14 protein-coding genes are annotated in these 21,380 nt (G+C 72.7%); 10 read left to right on the top strand and 4 right to left on the bottom strand.

Going from position 1 to position 21,380, the window contains the following annotated elements; all coding sequences use genetic code 11:
- Positions 1 to 90 precede the first annotated feature (90 nt).
- From ACZ67T_RS15785 to ACZ67T_RS15765, 5 genes are all read left to right on the top strand, one after another.
- Positions 91 to 2,559: a GcvT family protein gene (locus ACZ67T_RS15785; protein ID WP_469984378.1), complete on the top strand. Its 2,469-nt coding sequence runs from the start codon at positions 91 to 93 to the stop codon at positions 2,557 to 2,559.
- Between the two features lie 305 nt (positions 2,560 to 2,864).
- On the top strand, positions 2,865 to 3,965 hold the full coding sequence (locus ACZ67T_RS15780) for an aromatic ring-hydroxylating oxygenase subunit alpha (RefSeq protein ID WP_469984428.1): 1,101 nt from the start codon (positions 2,865 to 2,867) through the stop codon (positions 3,963 to 3,965).
- Positions 3,958 to 5,460, top strand: coding sequence for an aldehyde dehydrogenase family protein (locus ACZ67T_RS15775; protein WP_469984376.1), 1,503 nt, complete (start codon positions 3,958 to 3,960; stop codon positions 5,458 to 5,460). The genes ACZ67T_RS15780 and ACZ67T_RS15775 overlap by 8 nt, the downstream gene beginning before the upstream one ends.
- Positions 5,457 to 7,022 (top strand): APC family permease, encoded by a 1,566-nt coding sequence (locus ACZ67T_RS15770; protein WP_469984375.1) that lies wholly within the window; start codon positions 5,457 to 5,459, stop codon positions 7,020 to 7,022. Before ACZ67T_RS15775 ends, ACZ67T_RS15770 begins: the two co-directional genes overlap by 4 nt.
- 8 nt (positions 7,023 to 7,030) lie before the next feature.
- Entirely contained in the window at positions 7,031 to 8,581 is a 1,551-nt protein-coding gene (locus tag ACZ67T_RS15765; protein ID WP_469984426.1) for a GMC family oxidoreductase, read from the top strand.
- A 13-nt stretch (positions 8,582 to 8,594) separates the two neighbouring features.
- Here the strand turns inward: ACZ67T_RS15765 and ACZ67T_RS15760 are convergent, their stop codons facing one another.
- The 4 genes from ACZ67T_RS15760 to ACZ67T_RS15745 all read right to left on the bottom strand — a co-directional run bounded on the left by ACZ67T_RS15760 (position 8,595) and on the right by ACZ67T_RS15745 (position 16,686).
- Positions 8,595 to 13,295 carry a coiled-coil domain-containing protein gene (locus ACZ67T_RS15760; protein WP_469984374.1) on the bottom strand — a complete coding sequence of 1,567 codons (4,701 nt, stop codon included), beginning with the start codon at positions 13,293 to 13,295 and terminating at the stop codon, positions 8,595 to 8,597.
- 66 nt (positions 13,296 to 13,361) lie between these two features.
- On the bottom strand, positions 13,362 to 14,255 hold the full coding sequence (locus ACZ67T_RS15755; protein WP_100597490.1) for a hypothetical protein: 894 nt from the start codon (positions 14,253 to 14,255) through the stop codon (positions 13,362 to 13,364).
- A gap of 94 nt (positions 14,256 to 14,349) precedes the next feature.
- On the bottom strand, positions 14,350 to 15,876 hold the full coding sequence (locus ACZ67T_RS15750) for a hypothetical protein (protein WP_329575546.1): 1,527 nt from the start codon (positions 15,874 to 15,876) through the stop codon (positions 14,350 to 14,352).
- Positions 15,877 to 15,981: 105 nt separating this feature from the next.
- On the bottom strand, positions 15,982 to 16,686 hold the full coding sequence (locus ACZ67T_RS15745; RefSeq protein WP_469984371.1) for a GntR family transcriptional regulator: 705 nt from the start codon (positions 16,684 to 16,686) through the stop codon (positions 15,982 to 15,984).
- Between the two features lie 159 nt (positions 16,687 to 16,845).
- On the opposite strand from ACZ67T_RS15745, the gene ACZ67T_RS15740 reads away from it, so the two are divergent.
- From ACZ67T_RS15740 to ACZ67T_RS15720, 5 genes are read left to right on the top strand one after another with little or no spacing between them, the layout of a single operon-like run.
- The gene (locus ACZ67T_RS15740; RefSeq protein ID WP_469984369.1) at positions 16,846 to 18,147 is read left to right on the top strand and encodes an MFS transporter; all 1,302 of its coding nucleotides are present in this window, start codon (positions 16,846 to 16,848) and stop codon (positions 18,145 to 18,147) included.
- Positions 18,144 to 19,001: a putative hydro-lyase gene (locus tag ACZ67T_RS15735; RefSeq protein ID WP_469984367.1), complete on the top strand. Its 858-nt coding sequence runs from the start codon at positions 18,144 to 18,146 to the stop codon at positions 18,999 to 19,001. Before ACZ67T_RS15740 ends, ACZ67T_RS15735 begins: the two co-directional genes overlap by 4 nt.
- Before the next feature lie 32 nt (positions 19,002 to 19,033).
- The gene (locus ACZ67T_RS15730; protein WP_469984365.1) at positions 19,034 to 19,825 is read left to right on the top strand and encodes a LamB/YcsF family protein; all 792 of its coding nucleotides are present in this window, start codon (positions 19,034 to 19,036) and stop codon (positions 19,823 to 19,825) included.
- Entirely contained in the window at positions 19,822 to 20,442 is a 621-nt protein-coding gene (locus tag ACZ67T_RS15725; RefSeq protein WP_469984363.1) for a 5-oxoprolinase subunit B family protein, read from the top strand. Before ACZ67T_RS15730 ends, ACZ67T_RS15725 begins: the two co-directional genes overlap by 4 nt.
- On the top strand, positions 20,439 to 21,308 hold the full coding sequence (locus ACZ67T_RS15720; RefSeq protein WP_469984361.1) for a 5-oxoprolinase subunit C family protein: 870 nt from the start codon (positions 20,439 to 20,441) through the stop codon (positions 21,306 to 21,308). Before ACZ67T_RS15725 ends, ACZ67T_RS15720 begins: the two co-directional genes overlap by 4 nt.
- The last annotated feature ends 72 nt before the right edge of the window (positions 21,309 to 21,380 follow it).

Genomic DNA, 21,380 nt, shown 5'->3' with positions numbered 1-21,380 from the left:
ACCGACGCCCCCGTCCGCCGGCACCTCGCGGAGCGCGCCGACACACCTGCCGCACAAGGCCATTCCATCCCCACCAGCATGAGGAGGGGCATGTCCAGCACGCCCGAAAAGCCCGGACCATCCAGCCCTCGCGTCGTCGTCATCGGCGCCGGAATCGTCGGCTGCTCCCTCGCCGACGAACTCACCGCCCGCGGCTGGACCGACGTCACCGTCCTCGAACAGGGCCCGCTGCCGGCCCCCGGCGGTTCCACCTCGCACGCGCCGGGCCTTGTCTTCCAGACGGGCCCGTCCAAGACCCTCACGGAGTTCGCCCGGTACACAGTGGAGAAGTTCAACACCCTTGAGGTGGACGGACTTCCCTGCTTCAACCCGGTGGGCGGCCTGGAGCTGGCGACCACCCCGGAGCGCTGGGCCGACCTGCACCGCAAGGCCGGTTACGCCGCCTCCTGGGGCGTGCGCGGCGAACTCGTCAGTGCCGCGCGCTGCAAGGAACTGTGGCCCCTCATCGACGAATCGGCCGTGCTCGGCGGCTTCCACACCCCCGACGACGGCCTGGCCCGTGCCCTGCTCGCCTCCCGCGCCCAGATGGAACGCGCCCGCGAGCGCGGCGCCACGTTCCTCGACCGGCACACGGTCACCGGCATCGAGCAGGAGGACGGCCGGGTCACCGCGGTGGTCACCGACCGCGGCAGCTTCCCCGCCGACCACGTCGTCTCCGCCGCCGGATTCTGGGGCCCGGTGATCGGCCGCATGGCGGGCGTGGACGTCCCGCTCCTGCCCCTCGCGCACCAGTACGCGAAGACCGAGCCGATGGGGGAGCTCGAAGGAGCCAACAACCCCCGCACGGAAGCCTCGAAGCCGATCCTCCGCTTCCAGGACCGTGATCTGTACTTCCGTGAGCACACCGACCGCATCGGCATCGGCAGCTACGCCCACAAGCCGCTGCCCGTCGACCCGTTCAAGGTCCTCGACCACGACGAGGCGCGGGCGAGCGGGCTGGACATGCCCTCGTCGCTGCCTTTCACCGAGGAGGACTGGGCGCCCAGCTGGGAGGACTGCCGGTGGCTGATCCCCGCGCTGCGTGAGACCGAGATCGAGGAGGGCTTCAACGGCGTCTTCTCCTTCACACCCGACGGGATGCCTGTCCTCGGCGAGACCCGTGCGCTGCGCGGTTTCTGGCTGGCCGAGGCGGTCTGGGTCACGCACTCCGCGGGCGTCGCCAAGGCGGTCGCCGAGTGGATGGTCGACGGACGGCCCTCCGTCGACGTGCACGAGTGCGACCTCACCCGGTTCGAGGACGCCCAGCGCTCCCCCTCCTACGTGCACGACCGCGGGGCGCAGCAGTTCACCGAGGTCTACGACATCCTGCACCCGCTCCAGCCGGCGGAGCAGCCGCGCCCGCTGCGGGTCAGCCCCTTCCACGCCCGCCAGGAGCAGCTCGGCGCGTACTTCCTGGAGGGCGGCGGCTGGGAGCGTCCGCACTGGTACGAGGCGAACGCGGACCTGCCCACCGGTGACCTGCCCGAACGCGACGCCTGGTCGGCCCGCTACTGGTCGCCCGTCGCGGCCGCCGAGGCCAGGGCCACCCGCGAGAAGGTAGCCCTCTACGACATGACGCCCCTGCGCCGACTGGAGGTCACGGGCCCGGGTGCCCTCGCCTTCCTCCAGCGCATGACGTCGAACAATCTCGCGAAGAAGCCGGGCGCGGTCACGTACACGCTGCTCCTGAACGAGGCGGGAGGCATCCGTTCGGACCTGACCGTCGCCCGTCTCGCGCCGGACCGCTTCCAGATCGGGGCGAACTCCCCCGCCGACCTGGACTGGCTCACACGGCACGCGCCCGCTGATGTGCAGATCAGGGACATCACCTCCGGCACCTGCTGCATCGGCGTCTGGGGCCCGCGCGCCCGCGACCTCGTCCAGCCGCTGACCCGCGACGACTTCTCGCACGAGGGCTTCGGCTACTTCCGCGCCAAGCAGACCTACCTCGGCCATGTGCCGGTCACCGCGATGCGCCTGTCGTACGTCGGTGAGCTCGGCTGGGAGCTGTACACCACGGCCGACCTGGGGCTGCGCCTGTGGGACACGCTGTGGGAGGCGGGGCGGGAACACGGCGTGATCGCGGCCGGGCGCTCGGCCTTCAACAGCCTGCGCCTGGAGAAGGGTTACCGCTCCTGGGGCCACGACATGACCGAGGAGCACGACCCGTACGAGGCGGGCGTCGGATTCGCCGTCCGCATGGACCGCGGTGACTTCCTTGGTAGGTCGGCGCTGGAGCGCAAGGGCGAGCGGCCGGCCCGCAGGCTCACGCCGCTCCTCCTGGACGACCCGGCGGCCGTCGTGCTCGGCAAGGAGCCCGTCCACGTCGAAGGGGTCCCGTCCGGCTACGTCACCAGCGCCTCGTACGGCTACACGCTGGGCCGCTGCGTCGCGTACGCGTGGCTGCCGCAGCTCCCTGCCGGTACGGGCGTCCACATCGAGTACTTCGGTGAGAAGGTCCCGGCGACCGTCGCCGACGAGCCCTTGTTCGACCCGAAGATGACCCGCATCCGCCGCTGACCGCGCGGAGGTCCGGACATGTCACGCACCTGTGGCGTGTCCAGCCTCCGCCGGCGGCCACCGAGTTCGTGCCCGCCGTCGGTGAGATCGTCGCCGACCCCGCGCCCACCGGCGCCACCGCGCACCCATCGACCTCTTCGACCCCAGCCGCCCAGGGCCTCTCCGGCGGACCACGTCGGAGTCGCGGGGTCTGGCACGAACCATGTACGGCCACCCAGTTCCGACCCGGTCCGCCGGACAGGCCCTACCGCCGCGCACGCCTGAGGAGTCCGCACGTGACGACGACCCCGATTTCCCCCAGCCTGATGGCCACGCTGCCCGGGCACTACTACACCGATCCGGAGATCTTCCGGCAGGAACAGGAACGCATCTTCGAGTCGATGTGGTTCTGTGCCGTACGCGCCGCGGACCTCGACAGGCCGGGCGCGTTCCGCACGGTCCAGGTCGGCCGCGAGAACGTCCTCATCACCCGCTCCCGCACCGGCGAACTGCGGGCCTTCCTCAATGTCTGCCGCCATCGCGGCGCCCGTCTGTGCACGGAGGTGTCCGGCCAGGTCCGGCGCAACCTCCAGTGCCCGTACCACGCGTGGACGTACGACCTCGACGGCAGGCTCATCGCCGCGCCGAACCTCGTGCAGATGCCGGACGTCGACCGTACCGAGTACGGCCTGGTCAAGGTCGCCCTGCGGGAGTGGCTCGGCTACGCCTGGGTCAGCCTGGCGGACGAGCCGCCCTCCTTCGAGGAGACGGTGATCGGCGCGGCCGTCGAACGGCTCGGCGACACGGCCTCGATCGAGCGGTACCACACCCAGGATCTGGCTCTCGGCAAGCGCATCACGTACGACGTGAAGGCCAACTGGAAGCTGATCGTCGAGAACTTCATGGAGTGCTACCACTGCGCGACGATCCACCCCGAACTGACCGATGTCCTCCCGGAGTTCGCCGACGGCTACGCCGCCCAGTACTACGTGGGCCACGGCGCCGAGTTCGGGGACGGCGTGAAGGGCTTCACCGTCGACGGCAGCGAGGGCTTCGGCCGGCTGCCCGAGGTCGCCGACGACCAGGACCGCCGTTACTACGCCATCACCGTGCGGCCGACGGTCTTCATCAACCTCGTCCCCGACCATGTGATCCTGCACCGTATGTTCCCGCTGGCCGAGGACCGCACGGTCGTCGAGTGCGACTGGCTGTACGCGCCCGAGGTCATCGGGTCCGGGGCCGACGTCTCCAAGTCCGTGGAGCTGTTCCACCGGGTCAACGCCCAGGACTTCGAGGCCTGCGAGCGGACCCAGCCGGCGATGGGCTCGCGTGCCTACCGGCGCGGCGGCGTGCTCGTCCCGACCGAGCACCACATCGGCACCTTCCATGAATGGCTGACCTCGAAGCTGGGCGGTGACCATGCCTGACCTGTTCATCGGCGGAGTGTGGACCACCGCCCGGGACGAGCGGACCCGGGAGATCCGCTGTCCCGCGGACGGCTCGCTCGTCGCCGTGGTCGACGAGGCGGGGGCCAAGGACACCGCCGACGCGATCGCCGCGGCCCGTCACGCCTTCGACGAGGGACCCTGGCCCCGGATGACGGCGGCCGAACACGGCGACCTCCTCCTTCGTGTCGCCGACCTGCTCGTGCGCGACAAGGACGCGCTGGCCCGCGCCGAGTCCCTGGACACCGGGAAACGGCTGGTGGAGAGCGCGTACGACATCGACGACATCGCGAACTGCTTCCGCTACTTCGGACGGCTCGCAGCCGCCGACACCGGTCGCGTCGTCGAGACGGGGACGGAGGGTGCCGAGAGCCGGGTCGTGTACGAGCCCGTCGGCGTGTGCGGTCTGATCACCCCGTGGAACTACCCGCTCCTGCAGACCGCGTGGAAAGTCGCCCCGGCGCTCGCGGCCGGGAACACCTTCGTCCTGAAGCCGAGCGAGCTCACCCCGCACACGGCCCTCCATCTGATGCGCCTGCTCGACGAGGCGGGGCTGCCCGCGGGCGTCGCCAACCTGGTCCTCGGCCCGGGCCCGGAGGCGGGCGCGCCGCTCGGCGACCACCCGGACGTGGACCTGGTGTCGTTCACGGGCGGTCTGCAGACGGGGCGGCTGCTGATGGCCGCCGCGGCGGGCTCCGTCAAGAAGGTCGCCCTCGAACTCGGCGGCAAGAACCCGAACATCGTGTTCGCGGACGCCGACTTCGACGCGGCCGTCGACATGGCGCTCACCGCGGTGTTCCTGCACTCGGGGCAGGTGTGTTCGGCCGGCGCGCGGCTCCTCGTGGAGGACTCGCTGCACGACCGCTTCGTCGACGAGGTCGTGCGGCGCGCCGAACTCATCAGGCTGGGCGGCCCGTTCGACGAGGACGCCCACACGGGTCCGCTGATCTCGGCCGCGCACCGCGTCAAGGTCGAGGCGTATGTCGCACGGGGCATCGAGGAGGGGGCGGTGCTGCGCTGCGGCGGCGAACGGCCGCGTTCGGCCGCGTACGAGCAGGGCTTCTACTATCTGCCGACCGTCCTCGACGAGTGCACGAGCGGCATGTCCGTGGTGCAGGACGAGTCCTTCGGCCCGGTCCTGACCGTCGAGCGGTTCACCGACGAGGCGGGTGCGGTGCGCCTCGCGAACGACTCGATCTACGGGCTCGCGGGCGCCGTCTGGACGAGCGACGAGGCGAAGGCCGCGCGCGTCGCCGGCGCCCTGCGCCTCGGCACGGTCTGGATCAACGACTACCACCCGTACGTCCCGCAGGCGGAGTGGGGCGGATACAAGCAGTCCGGCACCGGGCGCGAGCTCGGCCCCTCGGGGCTCGCCGAGTACCGCGAGACCAAGCACATCTGGCGCAATACCCAGCCGGTGGCGCAGGGCTGGTTCGACGCGCCGCCGGAGTGTTCCGGGGACGGTGAGCCTTCATGAGCCAGGACGAGAGCAAGCAAGGGAGCGGGGACGACGCGGAACTCGCCGAGTTCGGCTACCGGCCCGAACTCAAGCGCACGCTGGGCAACTTCCACACCTTCGCCGCGGGCATCAGCTACATCTCCATCCTCACCGGCACCTTCCAGCTCTTCTACTTCGGGTTCGCGAACGGCGGCCCGGCGTACTGGTGGTCGTGGCCGATGGTGTTCGGCGGCCAGTTCATGGTCGCCCTGTGCTTCGCCGAACTCGCCGCCCGCTATCCCGTCGCGGGTTCCGTCTACAACTGGGCGAAGAAGGTGGGCAATCCGCACATCGGCTGGCTCGCCGGCTGGATGATGCTCCTCGCCTCCGTCGTGTCGATCGCGGCCGTCGCACTGGCCTACCAGCTGACGCTTCCGCAGATCTCGTCGGCCTTCCAGTTCATCGGGGACGGCACCGGCCCGAACGACGTCGCGACCAACGCCGTCGTCCTGGCCTCCGTACTGATCCTCTTCACCACGCTCGTCAACGCCTTCGGTGTGAAGCTGATGGCCACCATCAACACGGCCGGCGTCTTCCTCGAACTGATCGCGACCGTCGTCCTGATCGTGCTGTTCGCGGTGCACATCGTGCGCGGCCCGCAGGTCGTGACGCACACGGCGGGGGCGGGCCACGGCCAGCCCTTCGGCTACCTGAGCGCGTTCCTCGTCGCGTCGCTGGCCTCCGCGTACGTGATGTACGGCTTCGACACGGCGGCCTCGCTCGGCGAGGAGTCCCTCGACCCGACGCGGGGCGCGCCACGCGCCATCATCCGCGCGATCGTCGCCTCGTTCGTCCTCGGCGGGCTGATCCTGCTGCTCGCCCTGATGAGCGTGTCGAGCCTGACGGGCGAGAAGCTGTCGACGGACGGTCTGCAGTACGTCGTCCTCGACGTGCTCGGGCCGACAGCGGGCAAGGCGATGCTGTGGTGCGTCCTGATCGCGGTCACGGTGTGCGCGCTCGCCGTGCACACGGCGGCGATCCGCCTCGCCTTCGCGATGTCGCGGGACAACAACCTGCCGGCGTCGTCGGTCCTCGGCCGGGTCAGCCCGCGCTTCAGGACACCGGTCGTCCCGGCCGTCGTCATCGGCGTCCTGGCGCTCGCGATCCTGGTCGTCAACATCCGCCAGCCGCAGATCTTCACCGTGGTCACCAGCATCGGCATCATCATGATCTACCTCGCCTATCTGCTGGTCACCGGCCCGATGCTGGTGGCGCGGCTGCGCGGGAAGTGGCAGCCGGCGGGCGACGGGAAGTTCTCCCTCGGCCGCTGGGGGCTGCCCGTCAACATCATCGCCGTGCTCTGGGGCGGCGCCATGACGCTCAACCTGATCTGGCCGCGCGCGGCCGTCTACAACGCCGCCGCCCCCTACCACTGGTATCTGCGCTGGGGCGCCGTCCTGTTCATCGCAGTGATCGCGGGCGGCGGCTTCGCCTACTACTGGTTCGTCCAGCGGCACCGCACCGGTGTCCTCGCCGAGCACGCGGCCCAGGCTGCCCCGTCCGATGATTCCGTCGCCCTGGAGGAGGTCACCACCCCGTGAACCAGCCCGTGAACTCTGATGTCTTCGACTATGTCGTCGTCGGCGGAGGCACTGCCGGAAACGTCGTCGCGGCGCGCCTGTCCGAGGACCCGTCCGTCAGCGTGTGCGTCCTGGAGGCGGGACCGAGCGATGTCGGCGACGACAACGTCCTGCAACTGGACCGCTGGATGGCCCTGTTGGATTCCGGATACGACTGGGACTACCCGGTCGAGCCCCAGACCAGCGGCAACAGCTTCATGCGCCACGCGCGCGCCAAGGTCCTCGGCGGCTGCTCGTCCCACAACTCGTGCATCGCCTTCTGGGCGCCGGCCGAGGACCTGGACGACTGGGCCGCGGCGGGCTGCACGGGATGGAGCGCCGAGGATGTGTTCCCGCTCTACAAGCGTCTGGAGAACAACGACGCCCCCGGGGACCACCACGGCCGCTCCGGCCCGGTGAAGCTGCGCTCCCTCAAGGGCGCGGACCCGTGCGGCAGCGCGCTGCTGGCGGCCTGCGCCGAGGCGGGCATCCCGACCACGCCGTTCAACACGGGCCGCACGGTGGTACGCGGCGCCAACTGGTTCCAGATCAACTCCGACGAGAACAACATCCGCCAGTCGTCCTCGGTCGCCTATCTGCACCCCGTCATGGGCAAGCGGCCCAACCTCTGTGTGCGGACGGGGGTGCGGGCCAAGCGGCTCGTCTTCGAGGGACGGCGCTGCGTGGGCGCCGAGTACCTCGACCCCGACCTCATCCACACCAGGACGGTGCGCGCCCGCCGCGAGGTGGTCCTCTCCTGCGGCTCCATCGACTCGCCCAAGCTCCTCATGCTGTCCGGGATAGGCCCGGCCGGTCATCTGCGCGAGAGGGGCGTGGACGTGCTCGTGGACTCCCCCGGGGTCGGCGAGAACCTCCAGGACCACCCCGAGGGCGTGATCATGTGGGAGGCGAAGCAGCCGATGACCACCACGTCCAGCCAGTGGTGGGAGGCCGGCATCTTCTACGACACACAGCCCGGACTCGACCGACCCGACCTGATGTTCCACTACGGCTCCGTGCCCTTCGACATGAACACCGCGCGATACGGCTATCCGACGTCGGAGAACGCCTTCTGCCTCACGCCCAACGTGACGCGCGCGAAGTCACGCGGCACCGTGCGGCTGCGCACCCGCGACTACCGGGACAAGCCGCTCGTCGACCCGCGGTACTTCACGCACGAGCACGACGCGCGCGTGATGACGTACGGGCTGAAGCTGGCGCGGCGCATCGCGCAGCAGCCCGCGCTCGGCGGCTGGGCGGGCGCTGAACTGGCCCCCGGGCCCGATGTCCGCACCGACGACGAGCTGCTCGACTACATCCACAAGACGCACAACACCGTCTACCACCCGGCCTGCACGGTGAAGATGGGCGCGGCCGACGATGCCTCGGCCCCGCTCGACGCGCGGCTGCGCGTGAAGGGGACCGAGGGCCTGCGCGTCGCCGACGGCTCCGTCATGCCGGACCTCGTCACGGTCAATCCGTGCATCACGACGATGATGATCGGCGAGAAGTGCGCCGATCTGCTGCGCGCGGACGCCTGATCCGACTGGCTCTCTAGCCGGGCTGGTTCGCGGGGCGCTTGTACATGCGCGTCGCCGTGATCTCTCCGTGCACGGTCTCCTCGGCCGGGTCCTGCTGCGGCAGGCCCGGCCGCAGGTGTTCCTCGACGCTGATGTACTTCAGCCCGGCCCTGAGGTCCGCGTCATTGCGCAGCCTGATGACCAGCGGGAACTCGGCGAGTGCCGTCGTGTCGAACAGGCCGGTGGTGTACAGGAGCTGCACGCCGAGCGCGTCCGACACGGCCCGCTGGAGTTCGAGCAGGTACGTGGCGTTGGCGCGGCCGATCGGGTTGTCGAGGAACAGCGTGCCCGCGTGCCGGTGCTTGTCGCGGCCCCGGTCGTTCGAGCGCAGGGCGGCCATCGTGCAGTACAGGGCGATGGCCGCGGTGAGCAGCTGGCCTCCGGAGAACACGTCGCCCATCTGTCCGACGGGGACCCGCTCGGCGCGCAGCACTGCGTCCGGCTTGAGGATCTCCACGGCGATGCCCTTGGGCTGGAGTGCCGCGCCGACGCCGCGCAGGAGCAGGGACATGCCGTCGCGTCGCAGGTCGGAGTTCTTCTTGACGGCGGCGCGGGTCGCCTCGTCGACGACCTCGCCGAGCCGCTCCACGAGCGTCGCCTGGTCGGGCTCCTCGAAGCGGATGCGCACGAACTCCTGGCCCGACCACTCGCCGAGCCCCTCCGGGAGGCGGGACAGGCGCTGGGCGGACCGCAGCGTGGCGAGCGCCGACTCGACGAGCCCGCGCAGCCGGTCCACGATCGAGTCGCGGTTGCGCTCCAACTGCTCCAGCTCGTCGGTCAGTACGCGCAGCCGGGGCGCGAACGCGTCCGCCCACTTCTGCGCGTGCTCCGGCAGCGCCGAGGCGGGCAGCTCGCGGATCTGTTGCCGGGCCGGCGTGCGCACCTGCTCGTAGCGGGTGGCGTTCGCGTGCCGTACGAGGATGTCGCTCGCGTCGCGCACGGCGGCCTCGGCGGCGGACAGGTCGGCGGCGCAGCCGCGCAGGGAGCGCCGGGCCTCGGCCGCCGCGTGCCGGGCCTCTTCGAGGGTGCCGGAGTAGGGCTCGGGCTCGTCCTGCTCGCTCTCGTGCCGGTCGGGATGCTCACGCAGCAGGTCCTTGAGGAGCGCCGCGGTCTCCTCGAAGCCTCCGGTCGCGTCCTCGGCGGCGCGGTGGGCGTCGAGGAGTTCGCTGTGGGCGGCACGGGCCACGGTCAACGCCTCGGTGTGCGCGGCGAGTTCGCCCGTGGCGGTGCGCAGGAGCGTCTGGGCGTGCTCGGCGCCTGTGGGGACGAGGTCGTCGGGCAGCTCGGTGTGGGCGTCGTCGCCGTCCTCGGGCGCGTGCCGCTCGGCCTCGCCGCGCAGGCGCCCGAGCTGCTCGCTCGCGGTGGAGACGCGGGCCTCCAGGAGCTGGACGAGCTCGTCGGCGCGGGCCGCGGCGGCCTGCCGTGACGGTCCGTCGGAACCGTCGGGGGACTCCAGGAGCTGGGCCGCGCGGGTGCGGACCTTGTTGCTGAGCCGGTCGAGCTCGGCGAGGGCGGCGCTCTCGTCGCTCTCCGCGCGGGCCTGCTCCGCACGCAGGTCGGCGCCGACGCCGACCTTCTCGTAGACCTGGGACGCCGCGCGGTACGCCTCGCGCAGCGCGGGCAGCGAGGCTTTCGGCGTCTCCGGGGCGGGCTGCTCCGGGTCCGCCGGTACGTCGTCGGGGGCGCCGGCGATCTCCGCGCGTTCGGCGCGCAGGGCGCGGGCGGTTCGGCGGGCGTCGTCGGCGGCGCGCTGGGCCGCCCTGCGGTCCTCGTCGGCGGAGCGGGCGCGCTCCAGGCAGGTCTGGGCGCGCGCCTCCGACTCGACGGCCTCGTCGGCGAGTTCGCGCAGCTTGGCCTGCCAGCCGGCGCGCTCGCGCAGCCGGAACGCGAGGCCCGCGAGGGCGTCGGCGACGCGCCGCGCGCGCTGGGCCGCGTCCTGCCGCTCGTCGCGCACGCGGGTCGCCTCGACCGCGGTCTCCTCGGCCTCGGCGCGGACCGTGCGGGCCTCGGCGAGCTCCGCCTCGGTCTCGTCGGCGAAGGCGCGTGCCTCCTGAGCGGCGGCGGCCAGTTCGGCGAGACGTCCGTCCGGGCAGCCGGTGCGCCAGGAGCCGATACGGGCGGCGAGCTCCCGGTCCTTGGAGAGCCGGGCGGCCAGGGCGCGGATCTCCTCGTCGCGCTCGGCCGCGCGCGTGCGCAGCGCCTGCCGCTCCTCGTCGGCGGCGTGCTCGTCGTGCATCGCCGGGTTCGGCGGCACGAGGAATACACCGAAGACACGGCTGTCTCCCGTCTCCTCGTGGGGTGTCGGGGCGAGCAGGGCCGCCGCCGTGCCGACGGCGACGGTGGAGCGGGGCAGCAGGGCGGCGCCGGCGAGTGCCTCGCGGGCCCGGGCGTGCGTGTCGGGGTCGGTGATGACGACGCCGTCGACGAGCTCGGGGCGTGCGGCGAGCACGCGCGCGTGGTCCGCGGGGTCGACGGCCTGGGCGAGGTAGCGCCAGCCGGGCAGGGCGGGGATGCCGTGCTCGCCGAGGAACTCGACGGTGGCGAGGACGTCGGGTCCCGGCGGCAGGAGCCCGCCGTCACCGAGCGCGCCGAGGATGCGGGCGTCGTCGGCCGCGGCCGTGCGCAGGTCGAAGAGCTGGCGTTCGGCGGAGGCGACGCCGTCGTCGAGGAGCGCCTTGAGGTCGTCGGAGGCGCGGTCCAACTCCTCTGCCGTGAGGGGGGTTTCGCCGAGGTCGCGGGTGACGGTCGCCACGCGCGCGCGCCCGGCCGCGGTCCCGTCGGCCGCCGCGCCCCGGGGTGCGGGCACCCCTGCGGCAAGGATCCCGGCCGCCCCGGACAGTCCGAGCAGCTCCGCGACGCGCTCTTCGCGCGCGAGGGAGCCGGCGGCTCGGTGCTCGGCCCCGTACGCGTTCTCGGCGGCCGTGGCGGCGTCCGCGGCGCGGGCCGCGGTGAGTTCGGCGCGGGCCTCGGCGCCCGCCGTCTCGCGTGCGTGCTCGCTCGCGCGGCGTGCGGCGTCACGCGCCGTGTCCCAGGCGGCGACCGTGGTCTTCTCCGCGTCGCTCGCGGCGAGCGCCGCGCGCGCGGGGTCGGCGTCGGGCGCTGTGTCGTCGAGCCAGCCGGCCCGTACCGCCTCGGCGGTCTCCTGTTCGACCTCGGAGAGCCGCTGCCGCAGGTGCCCGACCTCGCTGCGGGCGCGCTGCGCCTCCGTCGCGGCGACGGTCGCGTCGCGGTGAGCGGTCTCGCCCGCCTCCTGGAGCGCGGCGGAGCGCTCCTCGCCCTCGTTGGCCAGCTCCTCGGCGCTCTCGGCGGCTCCGTGCAGGGCGCGTACGAGGTCGGCGGCGGCCGTGGCGCGGGCGGCGAGCGCCGGGGCCGCGTCCCGCTCGGCCTCGCGGATGGCGACGGCCACGCGCGCGGAGCGGTCGGCGGCGGCGCGGTGGCGCAGGACGGCCTCGGCGGCCTGCCAGGCCGCGTGCAGGGTGCGCGCGTCGGCCAGCTCACGCTTCTGCGCTGCGGCGGCCTTCTCGGCTCCGGCGAGCGCCAACGAGGCGTGCCGGTATGCCAGTTCGGAGGCGATCAGGGTGCTGCGGCCGCGGGCCTGCTCCGCCTCGCCGACGGTGTGCGCGGCGGCGGTGACCTGCTGGGCGAGGTCGGCGGCACGGCCGCGCTCCAGGGCGGCACGGGCGGCGAGCCTGCGGGCCAGGGTGCGGGTGCGGCGCTCGGCTCCGGCGTGCACGTCACGCGCGCGTGCCCGGGTGTCCGCGGCGTCCACGATGCGGCCGAGCAGGTCCACGGAGCCGGCGGTGAACTCGCGTTCGGCGATCAGCTCGGCGCGCCGCCCCAGCTTGTTGCCGAACCCGCTGACCAGGTCGGCCAGCCCGTCGGTGTCCCGGGTGTCGGTGACGGCGCGCAGGAGCAGGTCGGTGAAGTCGGAGTCCTTCTTGACCGCGAAGAGGCCGGCGGCCTCACCCTCGTCCGCGTTCATCTCGCGCTGGTAGCGGAAGAGTTCGGGGTCGAGGCCGAGGTCGCCCAGGTGCTCGTTCCACCGGTCGTGGATCTCTTCCCAGTGCACTTCGAGGTGCGGATACGCCTTGCCCGCGTCGGTCAGTGCGTCCCGGAAGCCCTTCATGGTGCGCCGTCGCCCCTGCGCGCCCGAGACGCCCTCGGCCGAGGACCGCACGGCCGAGGACTCGGCGACGGGCAGCGAGTCCAGGCTCATGCCGGGCCCGGGCCGCAGCGAGTACCAGGCCTCGGCGAACTTGCGCGGGTCGTTCGAGACCTGCCGCCCCCGCCACTCACTGACCTTGCCCACCACGACGCACTCGCCCGTGAGGGTGTGCTGCCACTCCAGGGCCACGTGCCCGCAGTCGTCGGCGAGCAGGAACTTGCGGAGCACGCCCGAGCTGGCGCCGCCGAGGGTGTTGCGGTGGCCCGGCAGCATCACGGAGAAGATCAGCTTGAGGAGGACCGACTTGCCGCCGCCGTTCTCCAGGAAGAGCACGCCCGCGGGCGCGGGGCGCCGCGGCGGCCCGACGGGCTCGTCCTCGAAGAACTCCGCCTGGGTGGGGGCGGGGTCGGGGACAGGCTCGCCGACGCCCCGCAGGTCCAGGACGGTGTCGGCGTAGCGCGCACCGGCGGGCCCGATGGAGTAGAGGCGAATCCGGGACAGCTCGTACATGGCGGCGGACTCTCGTCGTAGTAAGTCGGTGAGGCGGTGCGTCGTGGGGCGGTGGTGCGTGGCCGGTCAGGAGTGGAACGGGAGTCCCGCGTCGGCCACGAGCTCCCCGTCGTCCTCGTCCGCGGGCGGCAGGAGGCTCGCGGAGCCGTCCGTGACGGGCACGATGCCGAGGTCCGCCAGCTCGGAGAGGGCGGCGGTGCCGGCCAGGTCGCGGACCTGGAGCTGGTATCGGGCCGTGGTGCGGTAGGTGCCGCCCGAGTCGTCACCCGTTCTCTGCAGGAACCCGGAGTCGGTGAGGAACGCGACGGCCTTGGCGACGATGCCGGTGGTGGACCCGGCGAGGCGGCGCGCGTCCTTCGTCGCGCCGGTCGAGCTGCGCCTGGCCCAGATGCGCCACGCGGCCTCGAGGCCCGGGGCGTCGGAGGCCGGGTCGGTGTTCTCGCCCCGCTCCTCGGCGCGCTCCTCCAGGCGGCGGCAGGCCTGGCGGACGAAGGCGTCCACGCCGTTGACCGTGACGCGGCCGATGTAGCCGTCGTCGGCGAGGTCCTCGGGGCGCGGGAACGCCATCGCGGCGACGGCGAGGTGCGCGAGCCCGTGCAGGAAGCGGTCACTGCCGTCGGCGGAGGTGCGGCGCGCGTAGTCGCCCATCCGGACGGCGAAGACGGAGTCCTCAGCGGCGGTCACGGCCATCCCCGCGCGCGTGGAGACCTCCAGGACGACGAGGCCGAGCCCCGCGGCGACGGCGTCGGCGAGCCGCGCGAACGGCGGGTCCTCGCGGTAGCGGCGCAGCAGCTCGGCGTACTCCTGGTCGCGGGCGGGCTGCAGCTTGGGCTGGAGGCCGAAGGCCACGAGCCGGGCCGCGTCGGCTGCGTCGGCCGGGGTGACGGGCGCGCCGGCCGCCGGAGCCTCCGAGGGCTCCGCCTCGCCCCACGCGGCGTGCTCTGCGGGGTGATCGGTCACGGCTGGTGCTCCTTGGTCGGATCTGCGGCGAGGCTCGGGTGTACGTCGGTGTCAGCGACGCGCGGCGGGGAGGCCGGGGGTGATGCGGTCGGCACTAGGCGGCCTCCGTCCGGTCGGCCGCCATGCCCGCGGCGTCCAGGAGGGCCGTGCCGACGATGAGGTCGGCGCCGCCGAACTCCGGGTCGTCGAGCTCGGTGCCGTCGTCCACGGCGAACAGCAGCTTCTCCTCGCCCTGCCGATAGGCAGTGCCGACCGGTGGGCTGGCCGCGTGGACGGACAGCAGGGCGACCAGATAAGGCAGTTCGGGGTCGCGGCGGCGCGCCTCGGCGAGCAGACCGGAGAGCCGGCGCGGCGCGTCGGAGGGCAGGTCGAGCAGCTCCATGGCGCTCGCCAGCTGCTCCTCGCTGAACCGGCTGTCGTCGGGCGTCGCGATCAGGTCGGGCTCGGGCATCTCGACGCCGAGGTGCTCACGCTCCTGGGGCGGCGTCAGCAGTATGTCGATCAGGTCCCCGACCCGTACGGACACGGGCGTGCGCATGCCGGTCCCGCGCGCGAAGAACGCGTCGGTGACGCGGCTCGCCTGCTCGACCGGCAGCGGCAGCAGGGGCGCGACGAGCTGCCCGTACAGGTCGAGGCCCGTGCGCGCGGACGGGGCGGCGAAGGCCTGCCGGTCCTGCTCGGCGCGGAACAGGGGGCCCGCTTCGAGGAGGCGGGACTGCAGCTGCGTGTGCCGGCGGATGCAGTCCTTGACGATGTCGACGAGCTCGGCGGCGCGCCGCTTGTGCTCGGGGTCCTCGGACTCGTCGCGGGCCTTGCGGATGTTCGTGAGGATCGCGTTCTCGTGGCGGTACCGGTCGGCGACGTGGTCGAGCGCCTCGGCGATCATGTCCGGGACGGCGTTCAGCCAGTCCACCGCTCGGACGTTCCGCCGGGTCGCGTCCAGGGCCCTTCGGAGGGTCTCGGAGTACTGCACCGTCCGGTACCTGGCCTGCTCGGCGGCGAGCTGGGCGTCGGCGAGACGGCCGCGGTTGATCAGCACTTCCAGCTTCACCTCGGCGGCGATCTGGGCGCTCGTGACGTCGGTGTCGAGGGCTCCCACCAGGACGTTGACCGCTTCGTCGGTGGTGCGGAGGTAGACGCTGCCCCCGTAGCCGGCGACCTCCTCGATCAGCTTGAAGTCGTAGTCCCTGCGGACATAGGAGCCGTCGGGCGCGAACGTGCCGTACACCGCGCGGAAGCCGCGGTCGACGCTGCCGACGTTGATCAGGTTCTCCAGGACCCAGCGGGCCACGCGCTCGTGCTCGGCGGCGGGGCGCTGCGGGGCCTGTGCGCCGACGCGGGGGATGAGCCTGGCCACTATCTGCTCGTGGTCGGCGCCCGTGTCGAAGTCCATGTTGAGTGTGACGAGGTCGATGGCGGAGAGCGCCACCTCGGCCATGCCGTATCCGGAGTACTCGCCCGCAAGATTGGCCTTGCGCACGTCGAGGTCGTGCAGCGGCGCGGTGCAGGCGAGCGCGCGAAGGCGGCGCGCGAGCCCTTCGTCGGCGGCCGGGCCCGGTGCGGGCCGCGGCCCCGCGCTGAGCTGGGGCGGAACGGATTCCGTGGTGGCAGGCGAAGTCACGGTGCACAGACTAGGTCCTAGGTCTGACAACGGTCGAAACGGCGCAGAAGCGACCGCCCGCACCGCACGCCCCGCGAACCCCCGCGCGGTCGGGAACGGTGACTGTCAGGCGTCCGGCCGTTCGCCCTCCGCGACCCGTCGGCCGTACACGTCGACCAGGCCCTCGCGGGAGTCGTCGAGGTACTGGGCGAGCAGTCGCTCGGCGTCGTCGCGGCGCCCCGCTCCCAGTGCCTCGAGGATCTCCTTGTTACGGGCGAGATAGGGCTCGTGCAGGCGGCGGGGGTCGTCCACGACGTGGAACGCGAGGCGCAGTTCGGCGAAGACGCTGCGCATCAGCTCGTCGGTCCGCGCGCTGCCCGCGAGTGCCACGAGCTCCCGGTGAAAGTGGATGTTGGCGGTGGAGACGCCCTTCCACTCCCGCGCCTTCGCGGCGCGGTGCCCATCGGCGACCGCGTCGGCCACGGCGTCGAGGTCGTACGGGGGCCGGCCGAGGCCGCGGACGACGGCGCACTCGACGAGGCGGCGCGTGAGGTAGATGTCCTCGACGTCCTCGACGGTGAGCACGCGCACGAAGACGCCGCGGTTGAGCTGGTGCACGAGGAGCCGCTCGTGCGTGAGCAGCCGGAACGCCTCGCGCAGCGTGTTGCGCGAGACGCCGAGTGCGCCGCCGATGCTGTCCTCCGACAGGCGCGTCCCCGGTGGGAAGTATCCCTCCGCGATGCGGCTCCTGAGGATGTCCGCGACCCGCTCGGCGGTGCTGGTGCGCCCCAGGAGCGCGCGGTCGTCCGCCAGTCCGTTCAGTTCGGCCACGTCCGAATTCAAGCGCAGATACCAGAACGAAACAACATGGGTATTGAGGGATCGTTCAACGATCCTCTACCTTGGCGGGCGGAGGCGGATCCCCCCACGCTCCGCGTCCATCGGTTCAGCCCACTCAGGAAGCCCTCCATCCCCTCCTGCGAGGTGCCCATGAGCACGACCCCACCGCCCGACGCGACAGTGACCGCATCTCCCGCGCACCCCGGTGAACTCCCGCCCCCCGAGGGCCCGTTCGGCTGGCTGCGCGAACTCGGCCCGCGCGGCCGACGCGCCTTCGGGGGCGCCTTCGGCGGCTATGCGCTCGACTCGTTCGACTACTTCACGCTGCCGCTGAGCATGGTCGCGCTGGCCGCGTACTTCGGGCTCGACAGCGGCGAGACCGGCCTGCTGACCACGGTCACGCTCGTCGTCTCCGCGATCGGCGGAGCCGTCGCCGGCGTCGTGGCGGACCGCATCGGCCGCGTGAAGGCCCTGCTGATCACGGTGGTCACGTACGCGGTCTTCACCGTGGCCTGCGGCTTCGCCCCCAACTACGAGACCCTGCTGGTCTTCCGCGCCCTCCAGGGCCTCGGCTTCGGCGGTGAGTGGGCGGTCGGCGCGATCCTCGTCGCCGAGTACGCCACGGCCAGGAACCGAGGACGGACCCTGGGAGCGGTGCAGAGCGCGTGGGCGGCCGGCTGGGCGCTCGCCGTGGTCGTCTACACGCTGGTGTTCCAGTTCCTCGGCGACGACCTCGCGTGGCGCGTGATGTTCTGGACCGGGGCGCTGCCCGCACTCCTCGTCCTGTGGGTACGGCGCCGGGTGCAGGACGCGCCCAAGGCGACCGAACAGCTGGACACGAGCGCGCAGAAGGGCTCGTTCTCGGCCATCTTCGCTCCCGGCCTGCGGCGCGTCACCCTGTTCGCCGTCCTCCTGTCGACGGGTGTCCAGGGCGGCTACTACACGCTCGCCACCTGGGTGCCCACGTACCTCAAGACGGAGCGCGGCCTGACCGTCGTCGGCACCGGCGGCTATCTCACGTTCCTGATCTCCGGCGCCTTCACCGGCTATCTGGCCGGGGGCTACCTCACCGACCTTCTCGGCCGTAAGCGCAACATCGCTCTCTTCGCGCTGCTGTCCGCGGTGAGCATCGCCGCCTACACGAGCATCCCCGACGGGGCCAACAGCCTTCTCCTTGTGCTCGGTTTCCCGCTCGGCTTCTGCATGTCGGCCATTTTCAGCGGCTTCGGCTCGTTCCTCAGCGAGCTCTACCCGACGGCCGTGCGCGGCACGGGACAGGGCTTCACGTACAACACCGGGCGTGCCGTCGGAGCGGTCTTCCCCACGCTCGTCGGGTACCTCGCCGACAGCTGGGGTGTGGGCGGCGCCCTGATCTTCGGTGCGGTGGGGTACGCACTCGCTGTGATCGCCCTCTTCGGGCTGCCCGAGACCAGCGGAAGGGAGCTCCTGTGAACCGCACGCAGGACCGCGCCACGGAGTCCTTCACCACCGACTCGCTCCCGACCGGCACGGAACTCGTCGACAGCCACGCGCACGCGTGGAGCCCGGCCGAGGCCCGCGCCCGCATCCGCGCCGGCGCCTCGGGGCCGACCGCGGGCTGGTCGCGCGGCCACACGCAGGCCAACCTCATCTCGGTCCCCGCCGACTGGGCCTACGAGATGCTGCTGTTCTGCCTGCGCAACCCCAAGCCCTGTCCCGTACTGGACGTCACGGACGCGGGGGCCTGGACCACCCCGCTGGCTCCCGGCGCCGATCTGCGTACCGACCTGCCGCGCTACCGGGTGTGGGAGCACGGCGAGCTGACCGACGAGCCCACGGACGTCGTCGACCACTGGCGCGACGACCTCGTGTCGTTCCTCATCGGGTGCAGCTTCACCTTCGAGTGGGCGCTGTCCGAGGCGGGTGTGCCGATGCGCCACATCGAACAGGGCGTCAACGTCGCGATGTACACCACCAGCCGCCAGTGCCGGCCCGCCGGGCGGCTCCAGGGGCCGATGGTGGTGTCGATGCGCCCGGTACCGCCGGAGCATCTCGCGGCGGCGATCCGGGAGAGCGCGCTGCTGCCCGCCGTCCATGGCAGCCCGGTGCACTGCGGTGAGCCGTCCGGGCTCGGCATCGAGGATCTCGGGCGGCCGGACTTCGGCGATCCGGTGGCCGCGCAGCAGGGCGACATCCCGGTGTTCTGGGCGTGCGGCGTCACTCCCCAGGCCGCGGTGATGGCCTCACGGCCGCCGTTCGCCATCACGCACGCGCCCGGCCGGATGTTCCTGACCGACGCGCGCGACGAGAAGTACCGCGTCGCCTGATCCCGCAACACCCACCGGAAGAAGAGGGTTCCATGACCTCACTGACCACGCAGGCCCCACCAGCGGCCGTGACCATCGACCTGAACGCCGACCTCGGCGAGGGCTTCGGCCGCTGGCGCCTCACCGACGACGAGCAGCTCCTGTCCGTCGTCACGAGCGCCAACGTGGCCTGCGGCTTCCACGCCGGGGACGCGGCCACGATGCGCCGCGTGTGTGCCCTCGCGGCCGAGCGCGGTGTCCGGGTCGGCGCCCAGGTCTCGTACCGGGATCTGGCGGGGTTCGGGCGGCGCGCCATGGACGTGCCACCCGATGAGCTGGCGGCCGAAGTGGCGTACCAGATCGGGGCCCTGGAGGTATTCACGCGCGCGGCGGGCGCGCGCGTGGCCTACGTCAAGCCGCACGGAGCGCTCTACAACCGTGTCGTCCACGACGAGGAACAGGCCCGCGCGGTCGTCGACGGCGTCCGCCTCGCGGATGACACCCTGCCCGTCCTCGGGCTGCCCGGGTCACGTCTCCTGGAGGTGGCCGGCGAGGCCGGACTGCCCGTGGTGACCGAGGCGTTCGCGGACCGGGCCTACACCGCGCGGGGCACGCTCGTGCCGCGCGGCAGCGAGGGCGCCGTGGTGACGGATCCCGAGTCCGTGGTCGAGCGGTCCGTCGGCCTGGCCCGCTTCGGAACAGTCACCTCGCACGACGGCGTGCGGATCTCCGTACGCGCGCGGTCCCTGTGCCTGCATGGGGACACCCCGGGCGCGGTGGACCTCGCCCGCCGGGTGCGGGCACAGCTGGAGTCGTCCGGAGTCCGGGTGGAGGCCTTCGCGTGAGGGCCCTTCCGGTCGGCGACCGGGCGCTGCTCGTCGAGGTCTGCGGAGGCGAGGAGGCCGCGGCGCTCCACGCCGAGCTGCTGCGCCGCCGCGCCGCGGGCGAGCTGCGCGTACGCGAGATCGTGCCCGCGGCCCGCACGGTCCTCCTCGACGGGCTCGACGAACCCGCGGGCCGGCTCGCGGCGCAGCTGCCCCACTGGGAGCTCCCCGCGCTGCCTCCGCGCGGGGACGACGCCGTGCACATCCCCGTCCGCTACGACGGTCCCGACCTGGCGGACGTGGCCGCGCTGTGGGGCGTTGACGTCGAGGAGGTGCCACGCATCCACGCGGAGGCCGAATTCCGGGTGGCCTTCTGCGGGTTCGCGCCCGGCTTCGGCTATCTGACGGGGCTGCCGGCCCGCTACGACGTGCCGCGTCGGACGACGCCGCGCACGTCCGTCCCCGCGGGCTCCGTGGCGCTCGCCGGGCCTTACACGGGTGTGTACCCGCGCTCGTCGCCCGGCGGCTGGCAGCTGATCGGGACGACGGACACCGTGCTGTGGGACCACGCGCGCGTGCCCGCCGCGCTGCTCACCCCGGGCACCCGGGTCCGCTTCGTGCCGGAGGTGGCCCCGTGACGGACCGTGCCATGGCCGTCGTCCGGGCCGGAGCGCTGACCACCGTGCAGGACGAGGGCCGCCCCGGGCACGCGCATCTCGGGGTGCCGCACTCCGGCGCGCTCGACCTCCCGGCGGCCCGCCTCGCCAACCGGCTCGTGGGCAATCCGGACGGGGCCGCCGTCCTGGAGACCACCCTCAACGGATGTGCCGTACGACCGCGCTGTGAGGTGACGGTGGCCGTGGTGGGCGCGCCGTGCGCGGTGACGGTGGACGGGCGTCCGGTCGCCTGGGGCGCGCCGGTACGGGTCCCGGCCGGGGCACTCCTCGACCTCGGACCCGCGCTCCGCGGAGTACGCACTTACGCGGCGTTCGCCGGTGGGGTGGCCGTCGAGCCGGTCCTCGGCAGCCGGTCGACCGATCTGCTCTCCGGGCTCGGCCCCGCCCCCCTCGCGGACGGCGCGGTGCTCCCCCTGGGCACGGTGTCGTCGGCGCACGCGCGCGTGGACGTGGCCCCGCAGCCGGGGCCGCCCCGCGAACTGGTGCTGCGGATCTCGCTCGGGCCGCGCGCGGACTGGTTCACAGCGGATTCCCTGCGCACGCTGACCACGCGCACCTACCGCGTGTCGTCGGCGAGCAACCGCATCGGCCTGCGCACGGAGGGCCCGCCTCTGCTCAGGGCGTCGGAGGGTGAACTGCCCAGTGAGGGAATGGTCCTGGGGGCCGTACAGGTACCGCCGGACGGCAGGCCGGTCGTGTTCCTCGCCGACCATCCAACAACGGGCGGCTATCCCGTGGTCGCCGTCGTACGCCAGGCCGACCTGCCCGCCGCGGCACAGGCGACCCCCGGCACACCGGCCCGTTTCGTCCTGGCGGCGGGCCGCTGACGGGAGACCCCACAGCGACCGCCGGCCACGGGGCTACCGGGCCGCCGTCGTGCGGTGGCCGGACGCGCCCCT

The sequence above is a fragment of the Streptomyces sp. NPDC107517 genome (assembly GCF_055582645.1).
The sequence above is the reverse complement of the archived record's forward strand: the minus strand, read 5'-3'. Positions and strand labels throughout refer to the sequence as shown.